The organism is Ottowia massiliensis, assembly GCF_900240305.1.
Lineage (GTDB): Bacteria > Pseudomonadota > Gammaproteobacteria > Burkholderiales > Burkholderiaceae_C > Ottowia > Ottowia massiliensis.
On sequence record NZ_LT964854.1, the window covers coordinates 2,003,613 to 2,021,077 of the forward strand.

At 63.4% G+C, this 17,465-nt stretch carries 19 protein-coding genes and 1 pseudogene; 10 read left to right on the forward strand and 10 right to left on the reverse strand.

All coding sequences use genetic code 11. The features are described 5' to 3' along the window. Positions 1-2: 2 nt before the first annotated feature. From C1720_RS08955 to C1720_RS08970, 4 genes are read right to left on the reverse strand one after another with little or no spacing between them, the layout of a single operon-like run. Positions 3-710, reverse strand: coding sequence for a hypothetical protein (locus tag C1720_RS08955; RefSeq protein WP_102283953.1), 708 nt, complete (start codon positions 708-710; stop codon positions 3-5). Then, positions 679-1,062 (reverse strand): hypothetical protein, encoded by a 384-nt coding sequence (locus tag C1720_RS08960; RefSeq protein WP_199170983.1) that lies wholly within the window; start codon positions 1,060-1,062, stop codon positions 679-681. Before C1720_RS08960 ends, C1720_RS08955 begins: the two co-directional genes overlap by 32 nt. Positions 1,063-1,085: 23 nt before the next feature. Further along, entirely contained in the window at positions 1,086-2,015 is a 930-nt protein-coding gene (gene argF / locus C1720_RS08965; RefSeq protein ID WP_102283954.1) for an ornithine carbamoyltransferase, read from the reverse strand. Next, positions 2,012-3,220: an aspartate aminotransferase family protein gene (locus C1720_RS08970; protein WP_102283955.1), complete on the reverse strand. Its 1,209-nt coding sequence runs from the start codon at positions 3,218-3,220 to the stop codon at positions 2,012-2,014. Before C1720_RS08970 ends, argF begins: the two co-directional genes overlap by 4 nt. A gap of 197 nt (positions 3,221-3,417) precedes the next feature. Between C1720_RS08970 and C1720_RS08975 the strand changes: the two genes are divergently transcribed. Continuing rightward, a complete protein-coding gene (locus C1720_RS08975) occupies positions 3,418-3,735 on the forward strand; it encodes a DUF3579 domain-containing protein (RefSeq protein WP_102283956.1) in 318 nt (105 codons plus the stop codon). Positions 3,736-3,842: 107 nt separating this feature from the next. Then, positions 3,843-4,514, forward strand: a complete 672-nt coding sequence (locus C1720_RS08980; protein ID WP_102283957.1) for a CoA pyrophosphatase — start codon at positions 3,843-3,845, stop codon at positions 4,512-4,514. 700 nt (positions 4,515-5,214) lie between these two features. Here C1720_RS08980 and C1720_RS08985 read toward each other — a convergent pair. From C1720_RS08985 to xth, 3 genes are all read right to left on the reverse strand, one after another. Then, positions 5,215-5,589, reverse strand: coding sequence for a hypothetical protein (locus C1720_RS08985; protein ID WP_102283958.1), 375 nt, complete (start codon positions 5,587-5,589; stop codon positions 5,215-5,217). Between the two features lie 64 nt (positions 5,590-5,653). Then, positions 5,654-6,175, reverse strand: coding sequence for a hypothetical protein (locus C1720_RS08990; protein WP_102283959.1), 522 nt, complete (start codon positions 6,173-6,175; stop codon positions 5,654-5,656). A gap of 95 nt (positions 6,176-6,270) precedes the next feature. Further along, positions 6,271-7,053 carry an exodeoxyribonuclease III gene (xth, locus tag C1720_RS08995; RefSeq protein ID WP_050716353.1) on the reverse strand — a complete coding sequence of 261 codons (783 nt, stop codon included), beginning with the start codon at positions 7,051-7,053 and terminating at the stop codon, positions 6,271-6,273. Between the two features lie 235 nt (positions 7,054-7,288). On the opposite strand from xth, the gene C1720_RS09000 reads away from it, so the two are divergent. The 3 genes from C1720_RS09000 (at position 7,289) to C1720_RS09010 (ending at position 11,029) form a co-directional block, all read left to right on the forward strand. After that, positions 7,289-8,314 (forward strand): ABC transporter permease subunit, encoded by a 1,026-nt coding sequence (locus tag C1720_RS09000; protein WP_102283960.1) that lies wholly within the window; start codon positions 7,289-7,291, stop codon positions 8,312-8,314. 50 nt (positions 8,315-8,364) lie between these two features. Then, complete coding sequence (locus C1720_RS09005) at positions 8,365-9,660, forward strand: acetyl-CoA hydrolase/transferase family protein (RefSeq protein ID WP_050714649.1); 1,296 nt, start codon at positions 8,365-8,367, stop codon at positions 9,658-9,660. Between the two features lie 331 nt (positions 9,661-9,991). After that, the gene (locus tag C1720_RS09010) at positions 9,992-11,029 is read left to right on the forward strand and encodes an ABC transporter permease (protein WP_050714648.1); all 1,038 of its coding nucleotides are present in this window, start codon (positions 9,992-9,994) and stop codon (positions 11,027-11,029) included. Positions 11,030-11,375: 346 nt separating this feature from the next. On the opposite strand, the gene C1720_RS13070 is transcribed toward C1720_RS09010, so the two are convergent. The 3 genes from C1720_RS13070 to C1720_RS09020 all read right to left on the reverse strand — a co-directional run bounded on the left by C1720_RS13070 (position 11,376) and on the right by C1720_RS09020 (position 13,443). Beyond that, the gene (locus C1720_RS13070) at positions 11,376-11,642 is read right to left on the reverse strand and encodes a hypothetical protein (RefSeq protein WP_146006950.1); all 267 of its coding nucleotides are present in this window, start codon (positions 11,640-11,642) and stop codon (positions 11,376-11,378) included. Between the two features lie 238 nt (positions 11,643-11,880). Further along, a complete protein-coding gene (gene pgeF / locus C1720_RS09015) occupies positions 11,881-12,699 on the reverse strand; it encodes a peptidoglycan editing factor PgeF (RefSeq protein ID WP_102283961.1) in 819 nt (272 codons plus the stop codon). A 9-nt stretch (positions 12,700-12,708) separates the two neighbouring features. Then, a complete protein-coding gene (locus C1720_RS09020; protein ID WP_102283962.1) occupies positions 12,709-13,443 on the reverse strand; it encodes a YiaD family glycine zipper/OmpA-like lipoprotein in 735 nt (244 codons plus the stop codon). A 35-nt stretch (positions 13,444-13,478) separates the two neighbouring features. Here C1720_RS09020 and C1720_RS13075 point away from each other — a divergent pair, with 35 nt between their 5' ends. The 5 genes and pseudogenes from C1720_RS13075 to C1720_RS13080 form a co-directional block, all read left to right on the forward strand. After that, positions 13,479-13,757 carry a hypothetical protein gene (locus tag C1720_RS13075; protein ID WP_146006951.1) on the forward strand — a complete coding sequence of 93 codons (279 nt, stop codon included), beginning with the start codon at positions 13,479-13,481 and terminating at the stop codon, positions 13,755-13,757. After that, positions 13,754-14,206: a c-type cytochrome gene (locus C1720_RS09025; RefSeq protein ID WP_050714645.1), complete on the forward strand. Its 453-nt coding sequence runs from the start codon at positions 13,754-13,756 to the stop codon at positions 14,204-14,206. The genes C1720_RS13075 and C1720_RS09025 overlap by 4 nt, the downstream gene beginning before the upstream one ends. A gap of 26 nt (positions 14,207-14,232) precedes the next feature. Then, positions 14,233-15,693 carry a cbb3-type cytochrome c oxidase subunit I gene (locus tag C1720_RS09030; protein WP_102283963.1) on the forward strand — a complete coding sequence of 487 codons (1,461 nt, stop codon included), beginning with the start codon at positions 14,233-14,235 and terminating at the stop codon, positions 15,691-15,693. A 152-nt stretch (positions 15,694-15,845) separates the two neighbouring features. Continuing rightward, positions 15,846-16,655 (forward strand): CbbQ/NirQ/NorQ/GpvN family protein, encoded by an 810-nt coding sequence (locus tag C1720_RS09035; protein WP_102283964.1) that lies wholly within the window; start codon positions 15,846-15,848, stop codon positions 16,653-16,655. 36 nt (positions 16,656-16,691) lie between these two features. Then, positions 16,692-17,465 (forward strand): annotated as a pseudogene (locus C1720_RS13080) (hypothetical protein); the annotation flags it as partial.

Consider the following 17,465-nt stretch of genomic DNA (forward strand, 5'->3'; position numbering starts at 1 on the left):
AGTCAGTTCTCCTGGTTGTGGGGTTGCGGTGGGTGGGCTGGGGTGCGCGCGTGTCGCATCCCCTGGACGGCGGCGCTGCCGGTGAACGCCCCCGCCAGCAGCGCCGGATGGGCGGCGCGCAACAAGGCGCCCGCCAGGCCGAACAGGCCGCCCTGGCGGGAAAGCAGGGCCAGCAGCTGCTCCACGGTGTCGCCAATGAGGCCGTGGCGGGTGTGGGCCTGGGCGGGCGCAATGCCTTGCAGGGCGTGGTAGCGCTCCAGGTCGGCGGCGGCCTGCCAGGCGCGCTGCAAGGCGGGCAGGTGGCGCGTGAGCAGATCAGACTGCGCGCGCTGGAACAGGCGGGCGGCTGCGCTGCTGACGGGAGCCGTTTGCAGGCGCTGGTAAAGGCCGGCGCTGGCAATGCAGCCGTTCATGGCGCGCTCGATGCTGGCGCGCCAGCCCGCGCCCAGCTGGGGCGGGGCGATGGGCGCAGTCATGGGCGCGATGCCCGCAGGCTGGCCCAGCGCGGCAAGGGCCCCCGCAAGCGACTGGATGCGCTGCCCGCACGCCTGGTGCAGCGCGGGCCAGGGCGCGTAGCTGCCAAAGGCGGCCAGGGCGGCGCTGTAGTAGGCGTAGGCGGCCTGCTCGTCTTGCAGGGCGGCGCGCAGCGCGGCGGCGGTGGCCGGCCAGGCCGCTGCATCAGGCGTTGGCGGCGCAGCGAAGGCTGGCATGGGTTTCTTCAAGAATGGCGTGCAGGGCCTGGGCGGCGGCGCTGTCCGCGCCCGCGAGCAGGTCGGGCCAGGCTGCATCAGGGATGATGGCCGTGTCGTATTCCACGGTGCAGGAGCGCGCCAGCAGGTTCCATTTGATGGCGCGCACGCCGCGAATTTGCCCCAGCACGGCGGAGAAAGCGTCGGCGCTGCTTTCCAGCGCGCTGAAATTGATGCCGTCCAATGCTTTCATGCTCAGTTTCAGGCGCACGCGCCCGGGAAGCTGGTGGGCGATTTTCAGATGCGGCGCGAAGTGCGCCAGCAGCGCGGCCGGCGGGGTGTCGGCGGTGATTTCGAGGGCGGCGGAACTCATGAGAGCGGGGAAGGGCAGAGAAATTACTGGCGGCCCAGCAGCAGGTATTCCAGCAGGGCCTTTTGCACGTGCATGCGGTTTTCGGCTTCGTCCCACACCACGGATTGCGGGCCGTCGATGACTTCGGCGGTGACTTCTTCGCCACGGTGCGCGGGCAGGCAGTGCATGAACAGGGCGTCGGGCTTGGCCATGCGCATCAGGCTTTCGTCCACGCGCCAGTTGGCGAAGGCTTTGCGGCGCGCCTCGTTTTCGGCTTCGTAGCCCATGCTGGTCCACACGTCGGTGGTGACGAGATCAGCGCCCGCGCAGGCCTGGCGGGGGTCGGCGAAGTTCTGCCAGCCCTTGCCGCCGCCGTCCAGCGCGGCCAGCGCGGTGTCCACTTCATAGCCGCGCGGGGTGGACACGCGCAGCTCGAAGCCCAGCAGCGCGGCGGCCTGCGCCCAGGTGTTGGCCATGTTGTTGCCGTCGCCTATCCAGGCCACGGTCTTGCCGCAGATGGAGCCGCGATGCTCGGTGTAGGTGAAGATGTCGGCCAGGATCTGGCAGGGGTGGTATTCGTTGGTCAGGCCGTTGATGACGGGCACGCGCGAGTGCGCGGCAAAGCGCTGCAGGCGCTCTTGCTCGAAGGTGCGGATCATCACGGCGTCCACCATGCGGCTGATGACGCGCGCGGTGTCTTCAACCGGCTCGCTGCGGCCCAGCTGGCTGTCGCCCGAGGTCAGATGCACCACGCTGCCGCCCAGCTGGTACATGCCCGCCTCAAAGCTCACGCGCGTGCGGGTGCTGGCTTTTTCAAAGATGAGCGCCAGCGTGCGGTCGGTGAGCGTGTGGTGTTTTTCGTAGGCCTTGAATTTGCGCTTGATGAGCGCGGCGCGCTCCAGCAGGTAGGCGTATTCGTCCGCCGTGAAATCGGAAAACTGAAGGTAGTGCCTGATGGGGGCGGGTGCGGTCATGGCGCGGCTTCTTCTTTCAGAAAGGTTTTGATCAGCGGAACGAGGATGGAGACGATTTCGTCCGCCTCGGCCTGCGTGAGGATGAGCGGCGGCGCCAGGCGCACCACGCGCTCGGCGGTCACGCTGATGAGCAGGCCCGCCTGCAAGGCGCGCAGCGCCAGCGCGCCGCAGGGGCGGTCCAGTTCGATGCCGATCAGCAAGCCTTGGCCGCGCACTTCTTTCACGCCCGCCGTGCCGCCCAGCGCCGTTTGCAGCGCCTCTTTCAGATGCGCGCCCACCTCGCCGGCATGCGCCACCAGGCCCTCTTCTTCCATGATGCGGATGGTTTCCACGCCCGCGCGCATGGCCAGCGGGTTGCCGCCGAAAGTGGTGCCGTGATTGCCGGGCTGGAAGATGTGGGCGGCCTTGGGGCCAGCCACCACCGCGCCGACGGGCACGCCCGAGGCCAGGCCCTTGGCCAGCGGCATCACATCAGGCGTGATGCCAGCCCACTGGTGCGCGAACCACTTGCCGGTGCGGCCCATGCCGCACTGCACTTCGTCAATCATCATCAGCCAGCCGCGCTCGTCGCAAAGCTGGCGCAGCTGGCGCAGGTATTCGGCGCGCGCGGGGTTCACGCCGCCTTCGCCCTGAATCGTTTCAAAAAACACGGCCACCACATCCGGATGGCCTTCAGTGGCTTTTTTCAGCGCCTCAATGTCATTGAGCGGCACGCGGATGAAGCCGGGCAGCAGCGGCTCGAAGCCCTTTTGCACTTTCGGGTTGGCCGTGGCGCTGAGCGTGGCGATGCTGCGGCCATGAAAGGCTTTTTCGCACACCACGATTTGCGGATTGGCAATGCCTTTGTCGTGGCCGTATTTGCGCGCCAGCTTGAGGGCGGCCTCGTTGGCTTCCAGCCCGCTGTTGCAGAAAAAGACGTTGGTCATGCCCGAAAGTGCGGCCAGCTTCGCCGCCAGCCGCTCGGCATCGGGCACGTGGTAGTAATTGCAGCAGTGAATGAGCTTGCCCACCTGCTCCTGCAAGGCGGGCACCAGCTTCGGATGGGCGTGGCCCAGCGTGTTCACGGCAATGCCGGCCAGCGCATCCAGATAGCGGTTGCCGTTCACGTCCCACAGGCGGCAGCCCGCGCCGCGCTCCATGGCCACCGGCAGGCGGGCGTAGGTGTTCATGGTGTGAGGCGAGGCCGCTTCGGCAGGGGCAGACATGGCAACGATTCCTTGCAAAAAAAAGATGCCGGGCCGCTTGCAGCGCGGCCCGGCGCGTGAATTCTAGGGCAGGCCCGATTCCTTGGCTTGCCGCGTAAAATCCGCCGGTTTTGCACCTCTGCTACACCCATCGCCACATAAAACAACAGGCGAACAACAGGCGGCAGCGCCCGTTTGCCGCCGCAACCGCATACGCAATGGCACCCCCCCGCTCACCCGACAGCCAGGTTTTCATTCAGGGCATCACCAGCTCGGGCCGCGCTTTCAGGCCCAGCGACTGGGCCGAACGCCTGGCTGGCGTGATGAGCCAGTTCCGCCCCAAGGGCAGCGCGCCGTCTGACGCGCGCCTTTGCTACTCGCCCTGGTGCGTGCCGACCACCATGAACAACATCAAATGCGTGGTTCTGAGCGCCGCCCTGCGCCAGCATGAACCTATGGCCTGGGATTTCGTGATGAATTTCGCCAAGGACAATGACTTGCAGGTGGTGCAAGCCTGCCTGGTGCCTGAAGACTGAGGCGCCAGCCAGCCAGCCATTGCCGCAGCGCCTTGCCATGTGCTTGAGCGGGGCGGCGCCCGCGCTCCGCACACCCTTTGTGCCGCGCTCCTGTCACACAGCCCGTCATGCATGCATTGTTTGATCCGCGCCAGATTCCGGTGTGCGGGGTGGACACGCACCTGCCCACCGTGGCAGCCGCCCGGCTGACGCCGCAGGCGCTGCGCCAGCGCTTTGCCGCGCCGCCCGCCTGGCAGCCGGAAGTGCGGCGCGAACCTGACCTGCCCGGCGCCAGCCGCCCGCTGGCGGCAGCGGCGGTGCTGATGCCTCTGGTACAGCGCCCGCAAGGGATGACAGTGCTGCTGACGCAGCGCACGGCGCACCTGTCCAGCCACGCCGGACAAGTGGCTTTTCCGGGCGGCAAGGCGGATGCGGAAGATGCCAGCGCGGCGGCCACGGCGCTGCGCGAGGCCGAGGAAGAAGTGGGCCTGGCGCGCCGCCACGTACAGGTGCTGGGCGAGCTGGCGGCGTACGTGACGGGCACGCGCTACGCCGTCACGCCCGTGGTGGGGCTGGTGCAGCCAAGCTTTGCGCTGCGGCCCAACCCGGATGAAGTGGCGCAGGTGTTTGAAGCGCCGCTGGCCTTTTTGATGAACCCGGCCCACCACCGCCGCCACCAGATGGCCGATGGCCGCCAGTGGTTTTCAATGCCGTACACGGACGAAGCGGGGCGCGAGCACTACATCTGGGGCGCAACGGCAGGCATGCTGCGCAACCTGTATCGCTTTTTGATGGCCTGAGAGCCTGTTCAGAGCCCGTCCGTGGGCGCGCAAGGCATGGGACAGGCGGCGTTATTTCGCTATTTTCTTGATAGCATGAAGTCCCGATGGAATGTGCGAGGTATGGCATTTCCGACCCCCTGAATTTGCTCCTTTTTCAGGTGTAGCCGGACATGCGGAGCGGCTTGCAGGCTGCGCCTTGTTCATCGGGCGCGCGCATTTGGGAGGGCAGCGTCGCGCGGGCATTTGGCATGAGGCGGCTCAGATTGGCGCGTTTGCCAGACAGGGCCTGCGCATCAGGGCGGAGGCTTCATCCAGAAAGAGCAGGGCAGGGCGGCGCAGAGCGCGAGCCAGGATCAGGCGCTGCTGTCTGCCGCCGCAGAGCTGGCGATGCCATTCGCGCGCCGTTCACGCTCTTTTGCCCCTCACGGCCAGACGCTGAACAGGTTCCCGGATGAGCGCGCCAGCGCGCATGCGGCGGCGTTCGTCCGGATTTTGCTTTCGTTTAAATAGCGAAAAATCAGCCTCGAAAATGACGATGGTCCTAGTGGAACGTGTGCGGGCAGCTATCGGAAAAGGAGCGAATGAGCCGCAACTGGAAGGTGCTGGCGCGCAGGTTTCTGAGGAGGCGGCGAAGAGCAGGCGAAGGCGGGGCCGGAAAGAAAGAAGCCAGCGCCTTCGCGATGAAAGGCGCTGGCTTGCTTGGGCGATGAGGCGAGGGTCAGCCCTGGACAACTTCCACGGGGCCGTGGTCATCGCAGTGGTCGCCGTGCGGGTGGTGCAGGCGGCCATTGACGAGAAAGTCGATGTGGTTGCCGTGCGGCACGGCTTCGTGGCCGCAGCCGGGGCCGTGCACATGGCCCGGCTCGTGGCCGGCGCAAGGGGGCGTGCAGCCTTCGGGGTTGGTGTCGGAGACGGCGATGGAGTGCTCTTGCACGCGGCCTTCATGCGGGTGGTGCAGGTGGCCTTCTTGCAGGTAGTCCACGTGGCCGTTGTGGCGGATGGCGGTGTGGCCGCAGCCGGGGCCGTGCTGGTGGGGCGGCTGGTTGGCGGCAGCGGCGGCGGCCGCAGCGGCGGCGCAGGCGCAGGTGCTCATGGCGTTTCTCCTTTGATGTTTGAGGCGGGAAAATGAAGGTTTCTGGCGCCCGGTTTTCTGGCGCTTAATTCAGGGGAATGTCTTCTTCGTACAGCCGCAGGGTTTTCGCGGCTGAAACAAGGGCGCTGGAGGGAAAATAAAAGGTGTATTTGATGGCGGCGCTTTTGGGCACCGTGATGTCATTGTCCACGGAGCCGGAATAAGCCACGTATTTGTCTTGGTCCAGCAATTGCAGGTTTTTCTGTTCCATCAGGTTGGTGAGGCGGACGATGCGGTCGGTTTTATTTTTGATGCCGATATTCACGGTGTACACGCCAGCATCAAGATTGACGGAGAAAATCCTGATTTCCACGTAATCCTTGAATTTGCGGTCGTGGATGATGACGGCGTCGTCCAGGCTGGTGCCGCCCTGGCGGCCTTCATCCCAGCCTTGTTTGACGCCCTTGATGATGTCTTTGCCGCTTTGCACTGCGCCAGAGACGGCGCCGGAAACGCTTTTGATGAGGCCGCTGTTTTTCTCGCCATCCTGCGCCTGCCCCAGCATGGGCAGCGAAAGCAGCAGGGCGAGCGCCAGTGTTTTTTTCATGGTGTTTTCCGAAAGGCAATAGTGAATGGGGGCGGATTTTAGCGGGGCCGAATGCTAGGCGGGCAATAAGCGGAAAAAGGGGAGAAAACCGTTTTTCATTCCAGCGTGAGCACCACGGGCGTGTGGTCGCTGGGGCGCTGCCATTTGCGCGGGGCGCGGTCAATGGCGCAGGCGCGCGCTTGCGGTACAAGCGCCGCGCTGATGAGAATGTGGTCAATGCGCAGGCCACGGTTTTTCTGAAAGCTCAATTGGCGGTAATCCCACCATGAAAAGCTTTGCGGCGGCTGCTCGAACAGGCGGAAGGCGTCTTGCAGGCCCAGATTCAGCAGGCTGCGAAAGTGCGCGCGTTCTTCCGGGGTGTGCAGGATGGCGCCTGCCAGGCCTACGGGGTCATGGCTGTCGCGGTCTTCGGACACGATGTTGAAGTCGCCCACCAGCGCCAGGCGCGGGTGGCGCGCCAGCTCCGCTTGCAGCCAGCCGTGCAGGGCGGTGAGCCAGCGCATTTTGTAATCAAACTTGTCGCAGCCTGGCTCTTGCCCATTGACGAAATAGCCATTGACCAGGCGCAGCGGCCCGCCCGGCGCGGGCACGGTGGCGGCAATGAGGCGGGCGTTGTCGTCGGCAAAGCCGCTGATGCCGCGCGTCACGTCTTCAGCCGCCAGCGGCTGACGCAGCAGCAGCGCCACGCCGTTGTAGGTTTTTTGCCCGTAAACGGCGGCGCTGTAGCCAGCGGCGGCCAGCGCGTCGTGCGGAAATTTTTCGTCGGCCATCTTCAGCTCTTGCAGCGCCAACACTTGCACGGGGTTGGCGGCCAGCCAGTCGAGCACGTGGGGCAGGCGGGCGGTGAGTGAATTGACGTTCCAGGTGGCGATTCGCATGGCGCGGGCGGGGCGGGGCAAAACGGCGTTTTTAACGGATGCGGCGTGCAGGCGGAGCAGGGCGGATGGGCCGCGCTGGCGGCAAGGCTGGCTCTGGCGCTGGGTTTCAAGGCCAAACCGGCCACAAGTCCCCGTGGAATCAGCGCGGGCAGCTATCAAAAATGAAGTGAAATGGAGTAGGCTAGGGGCGTGATGGATTCAGGGCCTGCCGCTGCGGCGGGCCGTCAGCCTTGCCATGTCTGCCTACATTGCCAAACGCCTGCTGCTGATGCTGCCCACGCTGCTGGGCGTGCTGCTGCTGACTTTCATCGTTTTGCAGTTCGTGCCGGGCGGGCCGGTGGAGCAGTACCTGGCCGAGGCCAAGGCGGCGGGCGGCGCGGCCGAAGGCGGCGCGCTCACTTACCGGGGCGGCCAGGGCGTGGATGAGGCGCGGCTGGCGCAGATCAAAAAGCTCTATGGCTTTGACAAGCCCACGCACGAGCGCTTTTTCATCATGCTGCGGCAGTTCGCACGCTTTGATCTGGGCACGAGTTTTTTCCAGAACAAGGATGTGTGGCAGCTCATCCGCGAGAAGCTGCCGGTTTCGGCCAGCCTGGGGCTGTGGACGTTTTTCATCTCTTACCTGGTGAGCGTGCCGCTGGGCGTGGCCAAGGCGGTGCGCGCGGGTTCGCGCTTTGACTTGGCGACCACCGTGCTGCTGCTGGCTGGCTACGCCATTCCGGGCTTTGTGCTGGGCGTGGCGCTGCTGGTGGTGTTTGGCGGGCAGTTGCAGTGGTTTCCGCTGCGGGGGCTGACGTCGGCCCACTTCGACGAGCTGTCTCTTTGGGGCAAGGTGGCCGATTACCTCTGGCACGTGACCCTGCCCGTGACGGCCATGGTGCTGGGCAGCTTTGCCACCACGGCCATGCTCACGCGCAACAGCTTTCTGGAAGAAATCCGCAAGCAATACGTGCTCACGGCGCGCGCCAAAGGGCTGGGCGAGCGGCAGGTGCTCTATGGACACGTGCTGCGCAATGCGCTCATTCCCATCGTCACGGGCTTTCCGGCGGCGTTCATCGGCGCGTTTTTCACGGGGGCGCTGCTGATTGAAACGCTGTTTTCGCTCGACGGCCTGGGGCTGCTGAGCTATGAAAGCGTGATCCGCCGCGACTACCCGGTGGTGCTGGGCACGCTGTATTTGTTTACCCTCATCAGCTTGGTGACGCGGCTGGTGTCTGACCTGTGTTACGTTTGGGTGGATCCGCGCGTCAAATTCGACTGAGTTGATGAAGGCAAGGATTGTTTTTTCCATAACCTTTCAAGGAGACAACCATGAGCTTTGAAGCTTTGTATGCCCAAAAACGCCTTTCTGCCCATGACGCCGTGCGCGTCGTGAAAAACGGCGATGCCATCGTCGTGCCCACGGGCGTGGCCGAGCCGCCCACGCTGCTCAAAGCGCTGAGCGATCAGCGCCGCGAGTTTGAAGGCGTGACGGTGGGCCAGATCCTGCCCATCCAGAAATACGATTACTTCGATCCTGAAACGAGCCGCAACGTGCGCCACCTGGCTTACTTTGTGGGCGGCCCTTCGCGCGCAGGCGCGCAAGCGGGCTGGATTGACTACGTGCCGGCCTACTTCTCCGAGCTGCCCGCGCTGATCGAGCAGGGCCTGGTCAAGTCCGACGTGGTGTTCAGCATGGCCTCGCCCATGGACAAGCACGGCTGGTTCTCTTTGAGCCTGGGGCCTGACTACACGATGGCCGCCATCAAGAAAGCGCGCGCGGTGGTGCTGGAAGTCAATCCCAACGTGCCCTTCGCCGCTGGCAACTGCCACATCCACATCTCGCAAGTCACGGCCCTGACCGAAAGCGAAGACCCGGTGCTGGAAGTGGGCCTGCCCAAGATCGGCCCCGTGCAGGAAGCCATTGGCAAATACGTGGCCGACATGATCGAAGACGGCGCCACCTTGCAAATCGGCTACGGCGCCATTCCTGACGCCGTGGTGATGCAGCTCACCCACAAGAAAGACCTGGGCGTGCACACCGAAATGATCGGCGACGGCATCATGACCCTGGTGGAAGCGGGCGTCATCACCAACCGCCGCAAGAACTACCTGCCCGGCAAGATGATCGCCACCTTCGGCCTGGGCAGCAAAAAGCTCTACCAGTTCATGGACCGCAACCCCGCCGTGGAAATGCACCCCGTGGACTTCACCAACGACCCCTACCTGGCCGGACAAAACGACAAGCTCATTGCCATCAACGCCACCATGCAGATTGACTTTCTGGGCCAGTGCGGCTCTGAATCGCAAGGCATCAAGCCCTATTCGGGCACCGGCGGCCAGGCCGACTTCGTGCGCGCGGCCAACCGCAGCCGTGGCGGCAAGGCCTTCATCGTGCTGCCCTCCACCGCCAAGGACGACACCATCTCCCGCATTGCCCCCACGCTCACGCCCGGCACGCATGTGACCACCAGCAAAAACGACATCGACTACGTCGTCACCGAATACGGCGTCGCCCAGCTGCGCGGCCAAAGCGCCCAGCACCGCGCCAAGGCGCTCATCAGCATCGCCCACCCCAAATTCCGCGATGAACTGACCGAAGCGGCCAAGAAGATGAATCTGCTGTAAACCGCTCCACCCGAAAGGCAGGAAGCCAGCCCTTGCAGGGCGGTTTCCTGCCTTTTTATTAAAAGACGCAAAAGCTGCCAGCGCTCAATAATGGAACAACGCCACGGTCAGAAAATGGCAGTTTGAAAACATGATGTAAACGACAGGCGCCTTCAAAACCTCTGAAATTATCAATGCCAATTTGAGCAAGCTATTTGATGAACTTGGAAGGCTTCGTGAGCAATCATGGCATCTTCACAATTGAATAAAACAGTTTGGAAATAAACCTTGAATCCGTTTTGGATAATTCGGATAAGAATGTCTTGAGGAATAAGCGGCCCGCATTTGACTCATGCCTGATTTCGCCTCGCTTTCCCCTGCCCGCCGCGCATGGCTGCGCTTCAAGCGCCACCGGCTGGGGTATTGGAGCCTGATGGCTTTTGCCGTGCTGGTGGCCCTCAGTCTGCTGGCGGAGCTGCTTTCCAACGACAAGCCGCTGATATTGCGCTACGAAGGCGCTTATTACTTTCCAATATTCAAAAGCTATCCGGAAACGGTTTTTGGCGGCGATTTCCACACGGAAACCGATTATCTTGATCCCTATATTCGCCAGCAATTTGAAAAACCCGGAAATTGGGCCATTTATCCGCCCAATCCGTATGGCGCGCAGACCATCAACTACTTTTCAGACGCGCCCGCGCCCGCCGCGCCTTCGCGCGAAAACTGGCTGGGCACCGATGATCGCGGACGCGATTTGCTGGCGCAGCTGCTGTACGGCTTTCGCGTCAGCGCGCTCTTTGGCCTGGCGCTTACCGCCCTGGGCGTGGCCCTGGGCGTAGCGGCAGGCGCTGCGCAGGGCTTTTTTGGCGGCAAGGTGGATTTGGCGGGCCAGCGCTTCATTGAAATCTGGAGCGCCATGCCGGAGCTGTATCTGCTCATCATCTTCAGCGCCGTGCTATCGCCCAGCGTGAGCCTGCTGATCGTGCTGCTGGGCCTGTTCGGCTGGATGGGGCTGTCGGACTACGTGCGCGCCGAATTCCTGCGCAACCGCCAGCTGGACTACGTGCGCGCCGCCCGCGCGCTGGGCGTATCGCGCTGGCGGCTGGTGTGGCGGCACCTGCTGCCCAACAGCCTGACGCCCGTAGTCACCTTCCTGCCCTTTCGCATGAGCGCGGCCATTCTGGCATTGACTTCGCTCGACTTCCTGGGCCTGGGCGTGCCGCCCGGCACCCCTTCGCTGGGCGAGCTGCTCAGCCAGGGCAAAAACAACATCGACGCCTGGTGGATCTCCCTTTCCACCTTCGGCGTGCTGGTTGTCACCCTGCTGCTGCTCACCTTCACGGGCGACGCCCTGCGCGACGCGCTGGACCCGCGCAAGGCGCAGGCGTGAACCAGGGAAACACTGATCTTGCTTTAGTTTCTGAAGCGAGTTTGAGGAGTCTGACGACTGAGACGTCCAGGTACGGGCTGGATAGCTTGGCAAATCTGTGTTTTGGGATTTGCGTAATGGTTGGACGAAGCTCTTTTATTGCCTTGCAGATTTCTGAATCGCTGAATTCATTCACTGCTTTCGCAGTCTGGCACAATCCCGGAAATGCTTCTTGTAACGTTTGGCCGGCAGATGAATCTGGCTCGTCTAAAGCCAGTTTCTGATAAGCTTTGAGGTAATTCTCTCGAATGCGATGGAATGGTGCAGAAGGTGCTGCATACATTCGATGCAATCAAAAATAAGAATCTCAATGCTGCCAGTTTTCGTAAAACGTTGCGATGTATTCAGTCACCATAGGGTTGATTGCATCCGTGGTGACAAACAGGCGGTTGTGAATTCTGGTTGGCGCTCTGGTTATTTTGGCTACAGCCGCGCCAATGTCGTCTTGCGTGACGCGCTTCATTTTCATTTCGTAGGTTGTAATGACTGGATTCTCGCCTACAAAACAGATTGCTGTGTCACCTAATGAGCCAGTCTGGAGGCCGGCTGCATTATGCGAATTCAGAGGCAGCATGCTTTCAAACGATTGAGTCTCTGCGATCTTGTAGGCAGCAACAACCCAAACTGGTAAACGGCGGGCGTTATTGCAGGCGGCGGGCGCTGAAAGAAGCCTGAATCAGCTATCAAATACATAGCTGCTGGTCCTAGTGGAACGGGCGCAAACGGGATTTTTATACCCGCTAGATTTGCTCCGGTTTTTAATACGCCTGAGCGACACTGGGCCGCACGGTTGTTACCTGAGCGGGATGAATTCAGGGATGCCCGGCTTGCAGCCAGACGCAGGCGGCCATGCGGCCCGTGACGGGGCGGGCGCGATAGGAGTGAAAAAGCTGCGGCTGGCTGAAGGTGCACCAGGCGGGGCTGCCGTCGTTGCCCCAAGCGGGGATGCCCAGCGCGGCCAGCCGCTGGCGGGCGAGGGCGGGCAGATGGGCCAGCCATTTGCCGCCGGGGCGAGGGGTGAAGCAGGCGGCGGCTTCAGGGCGGGCGGCGGTGAAGGCAGCGCGCACTTCAGGGCCGACTTCAAAGGCGTCAGGGCCGATGCAGGGGCCTAGCCAGGCCACGACTTCGACGGCGGATGTGGCGGACGCTGCAGATGCGGGCGGGTGCGGCCCCAGGCGACGCACGGCCTGCGCCGCAGCTTCGATCACGCCGCCCGCCAGCCCGCGCCAGCCCGCATGGGCGGCAGCCACTGCTGCGCCATCCGCGCGGGCCAGCAGCACGGGCAGGCAGTCGGCCACCATGACGGTGCAGGCTACGCCGGAGCTGGCGGTAACGGCGGCATCAGCAGGCTGGCCGTCAGGCGCGTAAGCATCAAGTTCCGCCACGCGGCAGCCATGCACCTGCTCCAGAAAAACAGGCCGCGCGCCCGTGCAGGCGGCCAGCGCGGCGCGGTGTGAGGCCACGGCCTGCGGTGCGTCGCCGACGTGATCCGCCAGGTTGAAGCCGCCCCAGGGCGCGGCCGAAGGCGCGTCACCTGCTGGACAAGAGCGTGTGGTGCAGACGGCCCGCACGCCGGGCGGGGCGGGCCAGTCCGGCACGAGCCAGTCTGCGGGCAGCGGGAGGCGGCTCATGAGGCCTCATCAATTCATGGGAGTGCCGACGGGAGTGGAGTAGCCGGGCTGCTGCTGATACGCGGGTTGCTGATGTGTTGGCTGCTGGTAGGCGGGTTGCTGCTGGGCGCGTTCGGCCAGGAAGATTTCCACGCGGCGGTTGCGCGCACGGCCCTCGGCGGTGGCGTTGCTGGCGATGGGTTCGCGCGAGCCGCGCCCTTCGGTCTGGATGCGGGCGCTGCTGACGCCGCGCGAGACGAGGTAGTCGCGCACGCTGGCGGCGCGGTTGCGGGCCAGGGGGTCGTTGATGGCGTCGTTGCCGCTGCTGTCGGCATGACCGACGATGACGATTTCCAGGCCCGGCTGCTGGCTCAGGCCGTTGGCAAAGGTGTCCAGCACAGGGCGCAGGCTGGAGACGATTTGCGCGCTGTTGGTGGCAAAGGAAATGTCGCTGGGCACGCTGAGCTTGAGCTGGTTGTCGGCCGTCTGCTCCACCCTGACGCCGGTGCCTGCGGCCACGCGCTCCATGTCGCGGCGCTTGTTTTCCATGTACTGCGTCCAGGCGTAGGTGCCCAGCGCGCCTACGGCCGCGCCAATGGCCGCACCCCGGCCATCGCCAATGAGGCCGCCTGCCGCCGCGCCCACGCCGGTGCCGATCATGACGTTGCGCTGCCCTTCAGTGACGTTGGCGCAGCCAGCCAGCACGGCGGCGGCGCAGGCGGCGGCCAGCAGGCGGGCGGCGCAGGGGCTTGGGGATGAGGTCATGGCAAATCTCCTTTGCGAGTGAAACAGGGGCGGGCATGCTAGCAGGGCAGGGCGCTGGCGTATCGGCCCGGCGCATGCTGCTCAGGAAGGCCAGGCGCATGGCCTTTCGCGGAAAAAGCGCCACAAATGCGTATATCGCGGCGGGAGGAATTCATCTCTTTATTCCAAATGAGAATTGTTATTATCAATATAAATTTCCCCTTCAGAGACCGAACCGATGGAAATCCGGCGTATTTGACTTGTTTCAAGGATGGGTTTTTGAGATTCGCTATGCTCCACCGTCGTTTTTCAACCTCGGAGAAATTGAACCATGAGTTCAGGAGCATCAAGCGGGTTCACCAAGCAGATGGCCCGCAACATCTTCTACGGTGGGTCGCTGTTTTTCATTTTCATCTTCATCGGGCTGGTGTTTGATTCCGAACGCCGCATTCCTGAGCGCAGCAACCAGTCGCAAATGAGCGAAGCGGTGGTGCGCGGCAAGAAAATCTGGGAAACGCGCAACTGCGTGGGCTGCCACTCGCTGCTGGGCGAGGGCGCGTATTTCGCGCCGGAGCTGGGCAACGTTTACAAACGCCGTGGCGGAGACGATGGCGGCGCCGAGTTCATCAAAGGCTGGATGCAGGCGCAGCCGCTGGGCGCAAAGGGCCGCCGCCAGATGCCGCAGTTCAACCTGACGGATGAGCAGCTCGACGACCTCGTCGAGTTCCTGAAATGGACCGGCGAAATCGATACTGAAAGCTGGCCGCCCAATATCGAAGGCTGATCGCCGCACGAGAGGATTCATCCATCATGAGCAATACCACCTTTACCCTCAAATACAAGTCGCAGGCGGTCGCCAAGCCGTATTTCATTGCAGCGCTGGGCCTGTTTGTGGGCCAGATCATTTTTGGTCTGGTCATGGGCGTGCAGTACATCTATGGCGACTTTCTGTTTCCGCACATTCCGTTCAATGTGGCCCGCATGGTGCACACGAACTTGCTGATCGTGTGGTTGCTGTTCGGCTTCATGGGCGCAGCCTACTACCTGGTGCCCGAAGAAGCGGAAACCGAGCTTTACAGCCCGGGGCTTGCGCTGCTGATGTTCTGGATTTTTCTGGTAGCAGGCGCAGCCACCATCCTGGGCTATCTGCTGGTGCCCTACGCCCGGCTGGCGGAGCTGACCGGCAATGACCTGCTCATGACCATGGGCCGCGAGTTTCTGGAGCAACCGCTGCCGACCAAGGTAGGCATCGTCATCGTGGCGCTGGCCATGCTGTTCAACCTGAGCATGACCTATCTGAAAGGCCGCAAGACCACCGTCACCACCATCCTGATGATTGGGCTGTGGGGCCTGGCGCTGATGTTCCTGTTCTCGTTCTACAACCCGCACGATCTGGTGCGCGACAAGATGTACTGGTGGTTCGTGGTTCACCTCTGGGTGGAAGGCGTGTGGGAGCTGATTCTGGCTTCGCTGCTGGCCTACGTGCTCATCAAGACCACTGGCGCTGACCGCGAAGTGGTGGACAAGTGGATTTACGTGATCATGGCCACGGCCCTGTTTTCGGGCATTTTGGGCACGGCTCACCACTATTACTTCATCGGCCTGCCGGGCTACTGGCACTTGGTCGGCAACATTTTCTCCTCGCTGGAGCCGATTCCCTTCTTCCTGCTGACGCTGTTTGCCTACCGCATGGTTCAACGCCGCCGCCGTGACCACGCCAACCAGGCTGCCGTGGTGTGGGCGCTGGGCTGCACGGTGCTGGGCTTTTTGGGCGCTGGCATCTGGGGCTTCCTGCACACGCTCTCGTGGGTGAACTACTACTCGCACGGCACGCAGCTGACGGCTTCGCACGGCCACCTGGCTTTCTATGGCGCTTATGCGTTGGTGGTGATTTGCCTGATCAGCTACGCCATGCCCACCCTGCGCGGCCGCGTGGCCAACAGCCGCGCTTCGCAGACGGTGGAAATCTGGTCGTTCTGGATCATGAGCGTCGGCATGGGCGTGATTACCCTGGCGCTGACGCTGGCCGGCGCGGTGCAGATCTACCTGCAACGCTTCCCGACCGATGGCGCCATGGCCTTCATGGCCGCGCAAGACCAGATCGTCTTCTTCTACTGGGTGCGCCTGTTTGGCGGCGTGGCCTTCCTGATCGGTCTGGTGCTGTATCTCGCCAGCTTCTTCATCGGCGGCGAGCCGGTGGAAGGCAACTGGTATGGCCGCCGTGGCGGCGTGATGCCCGGCGTGGCCCAGCGCGTGCGCCACGGTGAATAAAACCGCAGTGCGCCAGCAATGACAGATGTGCGGAGCGTTGAAAAACCCGTGATGCGCCCCCCATCTGTCTGACGATCCCGATCGCCGCAACCTGCAAGAGGGAGCGGCGATTTTTTTTCAGCCTTTTGTCGTTTCATCAAGAGAGAAAGCCGATGTCCGCAACCGATCAGGCCCAGGCCGCCATTCCGTTTTATGCCGAACAGGCCGATGAATGCCGCGTGTTTGAACACGCATTCCGGCAGCGCCTGCCAGTGCTGCTCAAAGGCCCCACGGGCTGCGGCAAAACGCGGTTTGTGGAACACATGGCCGCCCGCTTGGGCCGCCCGCTGATTACCGTGAGCTGCCATGACGACCTGACGGCCGCCGACCTCGTTGGGCGCTTTCTCATCGGCGACGGCAACACCGTCTGGTCTGACGGCCCGCTGGCGCGCGCCGTACGCCAGGGCGCCATCTGCTATCTGGATGAAGTGGTGGAAGCCCGCAAAGACACCACCGTCGTGCTCCACCCGCTGACCGACGACCGCCGCATCCTGCCCATCGAGCGCACGGGCGAGCAGCTGCAAGCGCCGCCCGGCTTCATGCTGGTCGTCTCCTACAACCCTGGCTATCAGAACCTGCTCAAAAACCTCAAGCCCAGCACGCGCCAGCGCTTTGTGGCCTTGGGCTTTGACTACCCCGTGGCTGATGTGGAGCAGCGCATTATCGAAAAAGAAGCCCATGCCAGCCCTGAGCTGGCTACGCGCCTGGTGCGGCTGGCCACGGCCTTGCGCCGCCTGACGGATCAAGACCTTGAAGAAACCGTCAGCACGCGCTTGCTGGTGGTGGCAGGCCGCCTGATCGTGGCCGGGCTGGACGAACGCACAGCCTGCCGCGCCGCCATCGTCGATGCCCTCACCGACGACCACGACACCGCCGCTGCCCTTGACGAAGTGGTGCAGGCCGTGTGGGCGCCGCAAGACTGAACGCGTTCAAAAAGCCGCAACAACGGAGCAAGCATCATGGAAGAGTGGGTGGGCGAACGCTGGCACCGCCTCATCATGCGCGTGGCGGACCCTTCCTTCATGGAAGCGGCCGTGCCGCTGGAGGACGTGACCCGTGCCGTTGAATTGCTGTTTCGCGCAGCCGGGGGCGACGCTGCCGTGCGCGTGGCGACCGCTTCGGCACAAAAAATCGGCGGGCGGCGCAGCTGGGTTCAGAAAATCGCGGGCTATGGCGAGCGCGCCGCCGTCACCTCGCTGGACGGCGAAACCCTGGCTTTGCCGCCAACCATTGCCGTGTTCGACAGCCGCGAACTCAACCGTGCCCTTTACCTGTGGCTGGCCGCTCTTGCCGCCAGTCATGAAACCACGTCTGCGGGCTGGCTGGCCGACAACGTGGCTGCTGCCCGCCGCGCCCTGCGCACCTACCCCGGCCTGCGCGAGCGCTTTTGCTGCTTGGTGGATGCCCACCTGGCCCAGCGCACCCCGCCCGAAAAAATAAAAAGCACGGCAGGCCAGCGGGCCGAGCGCGCCATCGTGCAAACGCTCAAGGCCCTGCGCGACTTTGCCGCCGCCGGCCCCCAATCGCCAGCCTGGAGCGACCCGGCCCAGCCGCTGCCCGGCGTGCCGGAAAACACGGCCATCGTCCACGCCGTCGATACCGCGCCCGTCTGGCTCTGGCTGCCTGTCTCTTATACCCATCCGACCCTGCCGACGAACCTACACGTGCTTACTCAGGATCGTCCTCGTCCGCCTCAGACAGACTTTCCATTTATATCAACCGTGTCTCATATA